This window comes from Tenacibaculum halocynthiae, from assembly GCF_964512825.1.
In the GTDB taxonomy this organism is placed as follows: Bacteria; Bacteroidota; Bacteroidia; order Flavobacteriales; family Flavobacteriaceae; genus Polaribacter; species Polaribacter halocynthiae.
The window spans coordinates 65,029-78,657 of sequence record NZ_CAZELG010000042.1 but is presented as its reverse complement, the minus strand read 5'-3'; the positions used below and the strand labels follow the sequence as shown (position 1 = coordinate 78,657).

Sequence of the window (13,629 nt, the reverse complement as noted above, 5' to 3'; positions counted from 1 at the left end):
TAAAATCTAGTTTGTTAATAACAATACAATTTTCTTTATAAAGAATAGCTACTATTAAAACTATTACTTTAATAGTAGCTATCCTATTCTGGTTCCGTTTTTAATATTTCGTTCAGGAGCTATAAGAGTTACTTCCTTATTCTCACCAATTCCACCTAAAACTAAACATTCACTCATCATAGTAGCTATTTGTTTTTTAGGAAAATTAATAACAGCAATTACTTGATTACCAATTAATTCTTCAGGGGTATATAGTTTTGTTATTTGAGCTGACGTTTTCTTGATCCCATATTCACCAAAATCTATTTGCATTTTGTAAGCAGGATTTTTAACTTCTTTAAATATTTCTGCAGTTATAATAGTACCAATTCGCATTTCAACTTTTGTGAAATCACTCCATGTTAATTCGTTATTTTGAATGTTATTCATTGTTTGTGTTTTAAGCTATTTTATTAGTACAGGTATTTATATATTTAATAATCTTTTAGCAGCGCTAAACGGTGATGTTTTTCCATTTTCTAATTTTGAAATTTCAGTACTTAGTAATTTTGAAACTTCTGGGTTGTTGTAAAAATTTGCTTTTAATTGTTGGTTAATGGTTTCTAATAACCAATATTTATTTTGAATATTTCTTTTTGATTTAAAAAAAGAAGTGCTTTTAGCCTCAGAAATATAATCATTGATCATTTTATAAATATTATCAATTCCTTGATGTTTAAGAGCACTTGCTACTAAAACTTTAGGAACCCATCCATTTTCTTTAGGAGGGTATAAATGAAGTGCTCTAGTAAACTCAACTTTGGCAATTTTAGCATTTTTAGCATTATCTCCATCGGCCTTGTTAATAACAATTGCATCTGCCATTTCAATAATACCACGTTTTATTCCTTGAAGTTCATCACCAGCACCAGCTAATTTTAAAAGTAAAAAGAAATCTACCATAGAATGTACAGCAGTTTCTGATTGTCCAACACCAACAGTTTCTATAATTATACTATCAAAACCAGCAGCTTCACATAAAATAATACTTTCTCGAGTTTTTTGAGCCACACCACCCAATGAAGTTCCAGAAGGAGAAGGGCGTATAAAAGCGTTTTTATCGGTAACTAACTCTTCCATTCTAGTTTTATCTCCTAAAATACTACCTTTATTTATAGAACTGCTTGGATCTACAGCTAATACAGCAACCTTTTTACCTAAGGAAGTTAAATGTTTTCCAAATGACTCAATAAAAGTACTTTTCCCTACACCTGGAACCCCAGTAATACCAATCCTAACAGAGTTATTGGCATGAGGTAAACAAGCATCTAAAATTTCATTGGCTTTTTTTTGGTGCTTTGGATTAGTGCTTTCAATCAAGGTAATGGCTCTACTTAAAAAAGTAATATCACCAGCTAAAATGTTTTTTATAAATTCATTAGCAGAAGTTTGTTTTCTTCTGTTTAATTTAATTTTTTGAGCAGATTTTTTACTGGTAGTTTCAGGTTGAGAAACTCCATCTTTTTCAGAGAGTGCCGATTTGTTTTTTTTAATCATTAAAGTAAAAACGAATTATTAATGTAAATTTAAAAATAAATTTTTAGCTAAAATGCAACACTCCTAAAAAAGAATCGTCTTTAGGGCAAGAAATTAAAAATGAAACCAACTAAACAGCTACATCAATCTATTATTGAGGCTTGTAAGCAAAATAATGCAAAGGCACAAATGCAGTTGTATGATTTGTATTATGAAGCTATGTATACAGTAGCGTTGAGGTATGTAAAAGATTCTTTTGAAGCAGAAGATATAATGCAAGATGCCTTTATTAAAGCTTTTAGAAAAATATATTTATATAAAGAAGAAGTCGCTTTTGGAGCTTGGTTAAAAAGAATTGTAATTAATCAAAGTATTGATTGGTTAAAAAAAAGGAAGCTAACTCTAGTTTCTATAAATGAAGAAGTAACTTCGATAGAAGAAAATGATGATTGGAACGTAGGGATGAATATATCGTATAATGATATTGTTAGTAGTATAGATAAATTAAAAGAAAAATATAGAGTTGTGTTAAGTTTATATTTATTAGAAGGATATGATCATAAAGAAATTTCTCAGATTTTAGAAATATCAGAAGTTACTTCTAGAACACATTTAATGAGAGGAAAGAAAAAGGTGCAAGAACAATTAAAAAACGTGTATTATGGATAAAGATATTAGAGATATATTAAAAAATAATACAAATAATAATGTTGAAATATCATCTAAACATCGTGTACGATTTCAACAAAAATTATTGAGTGAATTACACGAAAAACCAAGTAAGATAAAAAAATATAAGTGGTTATATGTTGCAGCATCAATAGTTTTGTTAGTAGGAGTAGGAATCAAATTTTCTACAACAAACATTGAAGGAGAATCTTTACCAAAAATAACAAATTCAGTAGAGTTAAATAATGATTCACAAATTAGTTTAGGAAGCATCTCTCCTGAATTAAAAACAATAGAATCATATTACATAAATACAATTAATTACGAATTAAGTCAATTAGAATTAACAAAAGAAAATAAAGAATTATTTGATGGTTATTTAACCCAATTAGGGTTGTTAACTAAAGAATATAAGTCGTTAACCCAAGAGCTCAACAAAAAAGGAATTAACGATGATACTATCAATGCATTGATTGGAAACCTGCAAATGCGTTTACAGCTGTTAAAACGTATGCAAAAACAATTACATGAATTTAAAAATCCAAATCAAAATGACACTCAAACCATTTAAAATAAGTGTATTTTTATTACTGATAACAAGTTCCTTGTTGGCTCAGAAAGTAGAAAAAAAGTTTAATGAAAAATTTTATACTAATAAAAATGTAGAAATAGATATTAATGCTTCAAATGCTGAAATAGAGGTAACTACATGGAATAAAAATGAAGTTGCTGTAGAGGCTACAATTGAAATAGAAGGTATAGATAAAAAAGAAGCAGAAAAGTATTTGAAAAGATGGAACTTTGAAGCTTTAGGTAATAAAAGTACTGTTAAGATAAAAGCAAATAGTAATAGCTTTCACTCAATAGGGAATGATAATATATTTTTTTATAACTCATCTGGGAATACTAATTTTCCTAAAGGAACAGTATACAACTTAAGCAATAATAATGATCATAATTTATTTGTGCTTCCTGAAATAGAACTGGAAGATTTTAACATTGACATTGATGATGCTATGAAGGGGCTAGAGAATATTGAATTTGATTTTGATAAATATTCAAAAGATGGAGATACTTATTTTTTTCAATGGAAAGACGGAGTGAATAATGTTACTATAAAATCAAAAAAGGAATGGGAAAAGTTTAAAAAAACAAAAGAATATAAAAAGTTTAAGAAACAGCAAGAAAAAAGAAAAAAAACATTAAAAAAACGTTCAAAAGCATTAAAAAAGAAACGCTTAGAAAAAAGAGAAGCGTTAGCAAAAGCAAGGAAAGAGCTTAGAAAGATTAATAGGGTTGAAGTGAAAAAAGCATTAGAATTAGCTAGGAAACAGCTTAAAAACACTCAATTAAGTTACTCATACATTACTAATAGTAAAGGAAATGATTTAATGATTAATGGAAAGAAAGTTAAAATAGTAAAAAAAATAAAAGTAAAGGTTCCTAAGAATGCCACATTTAATTTAAATACTCGCCATTGCAAGGTTAAATTACCTAAAACAAAGGTAAACGGAAAAGTAAGTTATGGTAACTTCAAAGCAGATGCTTTAAACGGAGGTAAATTGAATATTTCGTTTTCACCAGTTAAAATTAATTCATTAAATACAAGTACACTATTTTTAAATAATGTAACCGATGCTAAAATAGCATCGGTTACTAACACAGTTGTAAATTCAAAATCTTCTGATATTACAATAGTTGATGTGTATAAAAATGTTAAGTTAGTTCATAAATTTGGAGATTTAAAGATAGATAAAATTCATCCAGATTATGGTCAGTTTAAAATGTTTTTAAGTTCAGCAAATGCTTCTGTAAACCTTTCAGGAATCAATCAACAATTTAATTTTGAAATAAAAGAAAACCCTTCATTGTATTCCATAAGAAAGCCGATTACTGTCACGCTTAAAGAAATGGGAAGTAAAAATATTAACGGAACTTTTTTAATAGAATCTAAAAATAAAAAAATTTACATAGAGGGTAAATATTCTCAGTTAGCAATTACTGAATAACTTTTGTTTATTCTTAACATTTTTTTTAAAACTTCACTAAAATTCCATTTCGCCATTCTTCATAAAGTGCCTATCTTTAGCATTTGTAAATAGTCACTTTTTCTATGGAATTATATAAAGAAAATCAACTTAAAGTATACAACTCATTATCAAAAAGCAAAGAGCTTTTTAAACCTGTAATTGAAGGAAGGGTAGGGATGTATGTTTGTGGTCCCACCGTTTACAGTAATGCTCATTTAGGAAACGTAAGAACTTTTATGTTCTTTGATGTAGTATATCGTTATATGTTACATTTAGGATATAAAGTACGTTATGTACGTAATATTACTGATGCAGGTCATTTAGAAAATGATGCTGATGAAGGAGAAGATAGAATTGCTAAAAAAGCACGTTTAGAAGAGATAGAACCAATGGAAGTGGTTCAACGTTATACAGTTGACTTCCATGATGTGTTAAAAAATTATAATTTTTTACCTCCAAGTATTGAACCAACAGCTACTGGTCATATAGTTGAACAAATTGAAATGATTAAAGAAATCATGGATAAAGGATTTGCTTATGAGGTAAATGGATCTGTATATTTTGATGTGTTGAAATACAACAAAACAGGTAATTATGGAATCTTATCTGGAAGGAAAATTGAAGATGCAATACATAATACTAGAACTTTAGATGGACAGTCTGATAAAAGAAATCCTCAAGATTTTGCTCTGTGGAAAAAAGCAGATGAACGTCATATTATGCGTTGGCCATCTCCTTGGAGTGATGGATTTCCTGGTTGGCATTTAGAATGTTCTGTTATGAGTAAAAAATATTTAGGAGAACAATTTGATATTCACGGAGGTGGAATGGATTTAAAGTTTCCGCATCATGAATGTGAAATTGCGCAATCTCAAACATGTAGTGGTAAAGCACCTGTTAACTATTGGATGCATACAAATATGTTGTTGTTAAATAGCCAAAAAATGGCTAAGTCTACAGGGAATTATATTTTGCCTAATGAAATTTTAACAGGAGAAAACGATGTTTTAAGTAAAGCATTTATGCCAAGTGTTGTTCGTTTTTTTAATTTACAAGCTAATTACCGTAGTATATTAGATTTTTCAAGTGATGCATTAGAAGCTTCTGAAAAAGGTCATGGAAAGCTAATGGATGCTGTTAATTATTTAGATAAAATTGAAGCAGGAAGTGAGTCAACTTTTAATGTTCAAGACTGGAAAAAAGAATGTTATGCTGCCATGAATGATGATTTTAATACTCCAATTTTAATTTCTCACTTATTTGAAGCAGTTAAAATAATCAATTTAATTCGTGAGCAAAAGGCTAGTTTAACTGAGGAAGATTTATTAGAGTTAAAGAAAACCATGAATGCGTTTGTTTTTGACGTATTAGGTTTAATGAATGAGGTAACTCAAGGAAGTTCTGATAAAGTTAATGGAGTTGTAGAATTGCTAATTAAATTACGTAAAGAAGCAAGAGAAAATAAAGACTGGGCACTGTCTGATCAAATTAGAGATGAATTATTAGAATTAGGTATTCAGTTGAAAGATGGTAGAGAAGGAACTAGTTTTTCAATAAATTAGAAGCTATGGTTTTTCAATCTGAAAGGCTCATCGTTAAAGCGATACAAAAGATTCATAAAAAAGAATTTGTTGAGTTATTAACAGCTGAAGAAATAATAAAAGCTATTCCTCAAAATAAACCCTCAGAAGATAATATTGAAAACAAATTTCAATTAGCACTTTCTTTTAATGGAGATATAGTAGGAAATAGTTTAAGTCTTTTAGGTGTTTTTGAAAAAAATAAAGAAGATTTAATTGGGTTGATAGGTTTTCTAACAAATGAAGAAAAAAATAGAGAATTAGGATATCGTTTTAGAAAAGATTTTTGGGGTAGAGGATATGCTACTGAAATAGCTAAAAAAATGATAGAATATTCTTTCAATGTTTTAAAATTTGAAAAGATTACTGCTGATGTATGGGTTGAAAATATAGCATCAAATAAAATTTTAGCTAAGTTTTTTAAGCCAGTAAAAGAGTTTTATAATGAATATGATAATTGTACTGATAGAAGGTATGAATTATTAAAAAATGATTGGAATTAATTTGAAAAAAATACTAACATATCCGTTTGTTTTATTAGTACGTTTTTATCAAACAGCAATATCACCATTTACACCTGCTACCTGTAGATATTCACCTACATGTTCACATTATACAATAGAGGCACTTCAAAAGCACGGGTTGTTTTACGGTGGATGGTTGGCTTTAAAAAGAATATTTAGTTGTCATCCTTGGGGTGGAAGTGGGTATGATCCAGTGCCAGAAAAAAAAAATAAATAATCGTTATTGCAAGAGAAATAAAAAAGTAATTTTATTCAACTTGTAGTAATATAAAAATTAAATTTAAAATACATGAGTTTTTTATCTATCGTATGGGATTGGAATCCTGAGATTATTAAAATAGGAGGTTTTGGTATTAGATGGTATAGTTTAATGTTCGTAGCTGCTTTTATTTTAGGATTGCATTTAATGAAGAAAATTTATATAAATGATAAGGTTCCTGTTGAAAAACTAGATCCTTTATTTATGTATGTTTTTGTATCGATGTTAATAGGTATGCGTTTAGGAGAAGTATTTTTCTATAATTGGGGTTATTACCAAAATAATTTATTAGAAATATTTTTACCTTTTAAAAAACAAGATGGAGCTACTGCTTTATTTGGTTTTTTAAAAGATTGGAAATTTACTGGTTTTACAGGATTTGCTAGTCATGGTGCAGCAGTAGGAATTCCTTTAGCTTTATACTTTTATGCGAAAAAGCATCTGCAAAAACCGTGGTTATTTATTTTAGATAGATTAGGTATTATGGTTGCCTTAGCAGGTTTTTTTATTCGCTTAGGAAACTTTTTTAACTCAGAAATTTATGGGAAAGCTACAGGTTCAAGTTTTGGTGTAATATTTAAAAGAGCTGGAGAATCAGAACCACGCTATCCAACTCAATTGTATGAAGCGTTTAGTTATTTAGCCTTGTTTTTTGCGTTATGGTATTTTTATTGGAAAACTGATAAAAAGAAGCAAACTGGGTTTTTATTCGGGTTGTTCATGGTTGTTTTGTGGTCTTTACGATTTTTCATAGAGTTCTTAAAAGAAGCACAAATTGAAGGAAGAGAAGATTGGGTGTTTAATACATTAAATACAGGTCAAGTGCTAAGTATTCCTTTAGTAATGATAGGGATTTGGTTAATGTTTAGAAAAACAAAAATACCTCAAGAGGATTAAAAAATATAAACAGCATAAAAAAAAGACTTAGTTTTAACTAAGTCTTTTTTTTATGCTGTAACTAAAAGTTTTTATGAAGAAAATTTTTGAGCTACCTTTTGAGTAATTCCAACAATAACTTCACTTGCTTTTACAATACTTTCAGCAGGAACATATTCATATCTTCCGTGAAAATTATGTCCACCAGCAAAAATATTAGGGCAAGGTAATCCTTTATATGATAATTGAGAACCATCTGTACCACCTCTAATAGCTTTAATTAAAGGAGTAATTCCCATGTCATTCATCACTTCTTCAGCAATATCAACTATATGCATAACAGGAGTAACCTTCTCTTTCATATTATAGTATTGATCCTTCATTTCAATTTCAATTAAGTCTTTACCCAGTTTTTGATTCATAACATCAACTAAATCAAGCATTGCTTGTTTTCGGTTTTTAAATAAATCCATGTCATGATCTCTTATAATATAGTGTAAAGTAGTTTTTTCTACTTCACCTTCCATATTATGTAAATGAAAAAAACCTTCATACCCAGTAGTTTTTTCAGGAACTTCATTTTCAGGTAAAGCATTAATAAACTCACTAGCAATTGTCATTGAGTTGATCATTTTTCCTTTGGCATAACCAGGGTGAACAATTTTACCGTTAATTGTAATTTTGGCCCCAGCTGCATTGAAGTTTTCGTATTCTAATTCACCAATTTGACTACCATCCATAGTGTATGCCCACTCAGCCCCGAATTTTTCAACATCAAATAGGTGAGCACCCTTACCAACTTCTTCATCAGGTGTAAAACAAATACGTATTTTACCGTGTTTTAATTCAGGGTTTTGAATTAAATATTCCATGGCAGAAACGATTTCAGTAACTCCAGCTTTATCATCGGCACCAAGTAAAGTAGTACCGTCAGTTGTAATTATAGTTTGACCTTTATATTGTAATAAATCTTCAAAGTAATTAGGAGATAAAACAATGTTTTCTTTTTCATTTAAAAGAATATCTTTTCCGTCATAATTTTCATGAATTTGTGGTTTTACATTTGCTCCAGTAAAATCAGGACTTGTATCTATATGTGCAACAAAACCAATAGTTGGTACATCATAGTCTAAATTACTAGGTAATGTTGCCATTAAATAACAATTACTATCTAATTCAACATCAATCATACCAATTTCTTTTAATTCTTTTTCAAGAACTTTAGCAAGGTCCCATTGTTTTTCAGTACTAGGGAAAGCAGGGTTGTTAGGATCACTTTCGGTATCAATTGTTACGTACTTTATAAATCGATCAATTATATGTTGTTTGTTCATTGTTTTAATTTTAAAATCCAAAAATACTTATTTCAACTGTATTTCGTTAATTAAATTTATGGCTTTGCAAATACGTTCATCAACTAAATCATCACCATAAACTTCTGTTTTTACATGTAAAAAATTATCACTATTTACTTTCGTGAAAACATTTAAAATATGATAGGGATATTTTCCTTTTTTTCCTTTAGCTAAACTATAATAGGAGTCTTTATTAAATAACTTGAAATCTTTTGTTTTTACTTCTTGTAATTTCATTTTAGTATTATCAGCTGAAACCTTTTGCTTAAATGTAGCATCAATAAATGTAGGGGAATGAATTATAGAAGCATCTAATAAAGTAGTTTTGGTAAGACTTAATGTGGTGTCAGCTGCATAAATAGAAGTTTGCCCGTTATCATAATATAGATTAACCTTCCATTTTTTTGGTAGTTTTATAGCAAATAAATTTCTAAAATCATCAAATTTTTTTAAACCAGAATAATTTGAGCCTACTGAGCAGTTAAAATCTTTTTTTAATTCAGAAGAATCACAAGATATAAATAGTGAAAAAAGGAAAAGAGCAATAAGTTTTTTCATAATACTGAATTTGTCAATATTTTTAGATAGTTTTTAGTTGTTTTTAAAATAAGCAATAAGCAAATCTACTACATAACTGTAAGATTTAATCCCATTAGCTTGATTGTTTGCTTTTAAATATGAATTATAGCCTTTCTTTAAATAAGGTTCAATAGGGTTCTCAAATTGTTTCCAATGTAAATAACTGTTTTTATAATCTTTAAAAACACCTTTATTTACTGTTTTTTTAAGAGTATTGGCAAGCTTTTTATCTCGTTTGTGTAGCTCGTTTATACAGTAACGAAAAGCCATTCTATAACCAGCATATTTAAAATAAATATCATTATTGTTTATGCAAGCTAAAAAACCTACAAAGTTAGCATCGTTTTCAGCAGACCATCCAATTTGATGTGCCATCTCATGGCAAGTAGTAGAGGCATATCCTGTTTTAGGAATTTGATTGTTTACTTGAGCTTCCCCTGTTATTGGATTAATGTATCCAGAAGTGCCATTATATGATTGTAATAAACTTACTAATGAACTTTTTACAGACGATGTTTTATAGGAAAGTTGTGGATAAATCTTAGCTAATTCATCAAAACCATCAGGAGCTAATTGGTATATTTTTTTTGAAGAATACGGTACAATAACTTCTAGCGTGTCATTTTGAGTAATTTGAAAATGAACTTTTGTTAATTGAGTAGCTATTTTTTCTGTAGCATTATAAAGCTGACTAGTAGTGTATTCAGATTGTTGTAATCCTAAATTCTTAGCTAAAGGTTCTCTAAAATAATTCAAGCCCCAAAAAGTATAAAAGCAAAAATAAATTACTGAAAAAAACGAAAAAAGTTTTAGTAATTGAGGAATGAAAGTTGTAAATTTAGTTTTGATTAATTTATAAAGTCCTTTTATAAAAAGAAGTATTAAAAGAAGTCCTATAATATCACCAAAAGAAAAAGGAATCCATCCTAAAATTGCACGAAGTGTTTTTGATATTATTTTATAAATCCCATTGCTATAATACTGCTCAATCCAAATTGGTTTTTGGCTTAAAAATTGCACTAATAGTACTTGGATAGGTAATAATATTGCTAATAAAATGTTTGTTTTAGAGTATTTCATTGCCATCAAAAATAATAAAGATAGAACGTTATCAACAAGTTAATAACAATTTTGTTTACAAAAAATGTGTAAAAAGAAAGTTGAGGTTAGCTCCTACAAATATCATCATAAAAAATTACATTTGTCGTCATGGAGAAAATGCAATCAGTTAGAGGTACAAAAATAGATAAAGCACGTATTGTTAGTTTAGAAAAAGGGAAGCTTCCACCACAAGCTTTAGACCTTGAAGAAGCTGTTTTGGGTGCTATGATGATTGATAAAAAAGGAATTGATACCGTAATTGATATTTTACATCCTGAAGCGTTTTACGACAAACGTCATCAAGAAATTTACACTGCTATATATGCACTTTTCCAAAATTCTGAACCTATTGATTTATTATCTGTATCGAATCAGCTAAGGAAAAATGCAAAATTAGAACTAGTAGGTGGCGACTTTTATATTATAGGTTTAACACAAAAAGTAGCTTCATCTGCACATATTGAATTTCACTCAAGAATTATTCTTGAAAAATATATTCAACGTAAGTTGATTACTATTTCTTCTGAAATCATTGAAAATGCATATGATGAAACTGTTGATGTTTTTGATTTATTAGATGATGCTGAAGGGAAATTATTTGAGGTAACACAAGGTAACCTTAAGAAAGGGGCAGAAAAAGCAGATTCATTAGTACAACAATCTATAACAAAGATCCAGGAAATTTCTACCAAAGAAGGAATGAGTGGTTTGGCAACAGGTTTTACAAAATTAGATGCATTAACTTCTGGTTGGCAACCTTCCGATTTAATTATTATTGCAGCTCGTCCTGGTATGGGAAAAACTGCCTTCGTAATATCGATGGCCAAAAATATGGCTATTGATTTTAATCATGCAGTAGCTGTGTTTTCATTAGAGATGTCATCTGTACAATTAATAACCCGTATGATTTCTTCGGAAACAGGGTTAACATCTGAGAAATTACGTAAAGGAAATCTAGAGCCTCATGAATGGGAACAATTAAATGTTAAGGTTAAAAAACTATCTGATGCTCCAATTTTTATTGATGATACTCCAGCATTATCAATTTTTGATTTACGTGCAAAAGCACGACGTTTAGTATCGCAACATGATGTTAAAATATTAGTTATTGATTATTTACAGTTAATGACAGCTGGTGGGTCAGGTGGTAATCGTGAACAGGAAATTTCTACTATTTCACGAAACTTAAAAGCTCTTGGTAAAGAATTAAATATACCGGTTATTGCTTTATCACAATTATCACGTTCGGTAGAAACTCGTGGAGGTAGTAAACGACCATTATTATCCGATCTTCGTGAATCTGGTGCAATTGAGCAGGATGCGGATATTGTATCGTTTATTTTTAGACCTGAGTATTATGGAATGACTGAGTGGGATGATGATGATCATTCTCCATGTGAAGGACAAGGAGAATTTATTGTTGCAAAACATCGTAATGGTGGATTAGATAATATTCGTTTGAAATTTACTGGTCACTTAGCAAAGTTCTCAGATTTAGAAGAAGGATTTAGTAGTGAATTCCAATCAAGTATGAATTCAAGTTTTAATGATGAAGTTGCATCAAACAATTTTACTTCCCCTGAAGATGCTTTTGGCCCTTCTGATAATGGTGGAATGGATGACGTTCCTTTTTAAAATAATAAACAAATTATAAAGTTATATAAATACACAGTTACATAAATGTAATTGTGTATTTTAGTTTTTGAAATGAAGAAAACGATATACACATTAATTTTTATATTCTTATCAAATACTATTTGGGCATCATTTATTTATGTACCAATGAGCCACGATAATCAAAAAAATCATTTAAAAGCATACGGAATTGTTTATTATGCGCTGCAAAACGGTTTAAAAGCAAAATGGTTATTAAATTATGATGGAGGTGCTTTTTTAATTGAAAACAACGAAGCTATAGAGAAGGAGTGTAAAATTCGAGGGGTTTCATATAAGATAATAAGTGATGCAAAATCACAACTAATTTTAGAAGGAATTTCCTCACCCTCAAAAAATCAAGAGGCGGTAACATTAGAAAAGGCTCCAAAAATAGCAGTATATTCTCCAAAAAATAAAATGCCTTGGGATGATGCGGTTACAATGGTTTTAACCTATGCTGAAATTCCTTTTGATGTTGTATATGATGATGATGTATTAGGAGATAAATTATTATTGTATGAATGGTTACATCTTCATCATGAGGATTTTACAGGGCAATATGGACGTTTTTATGGAGCTTTCAGAACAGCGCCTTGGTATATTCAACAAAAGAAAGATGCTGAAGCCTTAGCTAAAAAATTAGGCTATAATAAGGTATCTGAAGAAAAAGCAGCAGTAGCTAAAAAAATAAGAGATTATGTAATTGGTGGAGGTTTTATGTTTGCTATGTGTTCTGCTACCGATAGTTTTGATATCGCTTTAGCTGCAGATGGAGTTGATATTTGCGAAGGAATGTTTGATGGAGATCCTTCGGAACCAAGTTATCAATCAAAAATAGATTTTACTAAAACTTTTGCATTTAAAGATTTTGAATTAATTAGAAACCCAACTACTTACGAGTTTTCTTCAATTGATATGACTAGAAAACGTAGAATTAATAAAGAGACTGATTATTTTACATTGAAAGAATTTTCTGCAAAGTGGGATCAAGTACCAACAATGCTTACTCAAAGCCATACGCAATTAGTAAAAGGTTTTATGGGGCAAACTACTTCATTTGACAGAAAGTTGATAAAATCTACAGTGATGGTGTTGGGAGATAGTAAAACCAACGGAGAAGCACGATATATTCATGGTACGAAAGGAAAGGGGATGTTTACTTTTTATGGAGGTCACGATCCAGAAGATTACCAACATAGAGTTGGAGACCCAAAAACTGAATTAGATTTGCACCCAACATCACCTGGGTATCGCTTAATTTTAAATAATGTGTTGTTTCCTGCCGCTAAAAAGAAGAAACAAAAAACCTAAGTAATTTGTTACTGTGTTTTATAGGATAGTAAATTATAATATAGATTAATGCGATTTTTATATTTCTAAAACTAAAATAAATTAAGCCTTAATTAGAAAAAAATATCATACAGTACAGCAATGAAAAAAGGTTAAAGTATACTATACTTTAACCTTTTTTTTAGTTTTTTTATG

The 13,629-nt window shown here is 29.3% G+C and carries 14 protein-coding genes; 9 read left to right on the top strand and 5 right to left on the bottom strand.

Annotated elements, in window-relative coordinates:
- Positions 1-78: 78 nt before the first annotated feature.
- Both ACKTTQ_RS16170 and meaB read right to left on the bottom strand, forming a co-directional pair.
- Complete coding sequence (locus ACKTTQ_RS16170) at positions 79-429, bottom strand: tRNA-binding protein (protein WP_093870775.1); 351 nt, start codon at positions 427-429, stop codon at positions 79-81.
- Positions 430-465: 36 nt separating this feature from the next.
- On the bottom strand, positions 466-1,536 hold the full coding sequence (meaB, locus tag ACKTTQ_RS16165) for a methylmalonyl Co-A mutase-associated GTPase MeaB (RefSeq protein ID WP_299136089.1): 1,071 nt from the start codon (positions 1,534-1,536) through the stop codon (positions 466-468).
- Positions 1,537-1,635: 99 nt separating this feature from the next.
- On the opposite strand from meaB, the gene ACKTTQ_RS16160 reads away from it, so the two are divergent.
- The 7 genes from ACKTTQ_RS16160 (at position 1,636) to lgt (ending at position 7,474) form a co-directional block, all read left to right on the top strand.
- Entirely contained in the window at positions 1,636-2,184 is a 549-nt protein-coding gene (locus ACKTTQ_RS16160) for an RNA polymerase sigma factor (protein ID WP_093870776.1), read from the top strand.
- Positions 2,177-2,755, top strand: a complete 579-nt coding sequence (locus tag ACKTTQ_RS16155) for a hypothetical protein (RefSeq protein ID WP_299136091.1) — start codon at positions 2,177-2,179, stop codon at positions 2,753-2,755. Before ACKTTQ_RS16160 ends, ACKTTQ_RS16155 begins: the two co-directional genes overlap by 8 nt.
- Positions 2,736-4,193: a hypothetical protein gene (locus tag ACKTTQ_RS16150; protein ID WP_147239374.1), complete on the top strand. Its 1,458-nt coding sequence runs from the start codon at positions 2,736-2,738 to the stop codon at positions 4,191-4,193. The genes ACKTTQ_RS16155 and ACKTTQ_RS16150 overlap by 20 nt, the downstream gene beginning before the upstream one ends.
- Before the next feature lie 104 nt (positions 4,194-4,297).
- Positions 4,298-5,776 (top strand): cysteine--tRNA ligase, encoded by a 1,479-nt coding sequence (cysS, locus tag ACKTTQ_RS16145; protein WP_093870779.1) that lies wholly within the window; start codon positions 4,298-4,300, stop codon positions 5,774-5,776.
- 5 nt (positions 5,777-5,781) lie between these two features.
- A complete protein-coding gene (locus ACKTTQ_RS16140; protein ID WP_093870780.1) occupies positions 5,782-6,297 on the top strand; it encodes a GNAT family N-acetyltransferase in 516 nt (171 codons plus the stop codon).
- Complete coding sequence (gene yidD / locus ACKTTQ_RS16135) at positions 6,284-6,535, top strand: membrane protein insertion efficiency factor YidD (RefSeq protein WP_176974397.1); 252 nt, start codon at positions 6,284-6,286, stop codon at positions 6,533-6,535. Before ACKTTQ_RS16140 ends, yidD begins: the two co-directional genes overlap by 14 nt.
- Before the next feature lie 72 nt (positions 6,536-6,607).
- On the top strand, positions 6,608-7,474 hold the full coding sequence (gene lgt / locus ACKTTQ_RS16130) for a prolipoprotein diacylglyceryl transferase (RefSeq protein ID WP_093870781.1): 867 nt from the start codon (positions 6,608-6,610) through the stop codon (positions 7,472-7,474).
- 71 nt (positions 7,475-7,545) lie between these two features.
- On the opposite strand, the gene pepT is transcribed toward lgt, so the two are convergent.
- The 3 genes from pepT to ACKTTQ_RS16115 are packed head-to-tail and all read right to left on the bottom strand — an operon-like array spanning position 7,546 to position 10,467.
- The gene (gene pepT, locus ACKTTQ_RS16125; protein ID WP_299136096.1) at positions 7,546-8,787 is read right to left on the bottom strand and encodes a peptidase T; all 1,242 of its coding nucleotides are present in this window, start codon (positions 8,785-8,787) and stop codon (positions 7,546-7,548) included.
- 27 nt (positions 8,788-8,814) lie between these two features.
- The gene (locus ACKTTQ_RS16120) at positions 8,815-9,366 is read right to left on the bottom strand and encodes a hypothetical protein (protein ID WP_408049800.1); all 552 of its coding nucleotides are present in this window, start codon (positions 9,364-9,366) and stop codon (positions 8,815-8,817) included.
- A 33-nt stretch (positions 9,367-9,399) separates the two neighbouring features.
- Positions 9,400-10,467 (bottom strand): DUF3810 domain-containing protein, encoded by a 1,068-nt coding sequence (locus ACKTTQ_RS16115; protein ID WP_408049799.1) that lies wholly within the window; start codon positions 10,465-10,467, stop codon positions 9,400-9,402.
- Between the two features lie 129 nt (positions 10,468-10,596).
- On the opposite strand from ACKTTQ_RS16115, the gene dnaB reads away from it, so the two are divergent.
- Positions 10,597-12,123 carry a replicative DNA helicase gene (dnaB, locus tag ACKTTQ_RS16110; RefSeq protein WP_093870785.1) on the top strand — a complete coding sequence of 509 codons (1,527 nt, stop codon included), beginning with the start codon at positions 10,597-10,599 and terminating at the stop codon, positions 12,121-12,123.
- 72 nt (positions 12,124-12,195) lie between these two features.
- A complete protein-coding gene (locus ACKTTQ_RS16105; protein WP_408049798.1) occupies positions 12,196-13,455 on the top strand; it encodes an asparagine synthetase B in 1,260 nt (419 codons plus the stop codon).
- Positions 13,456-13,629 lie beyond the last annotated feature (174 nt).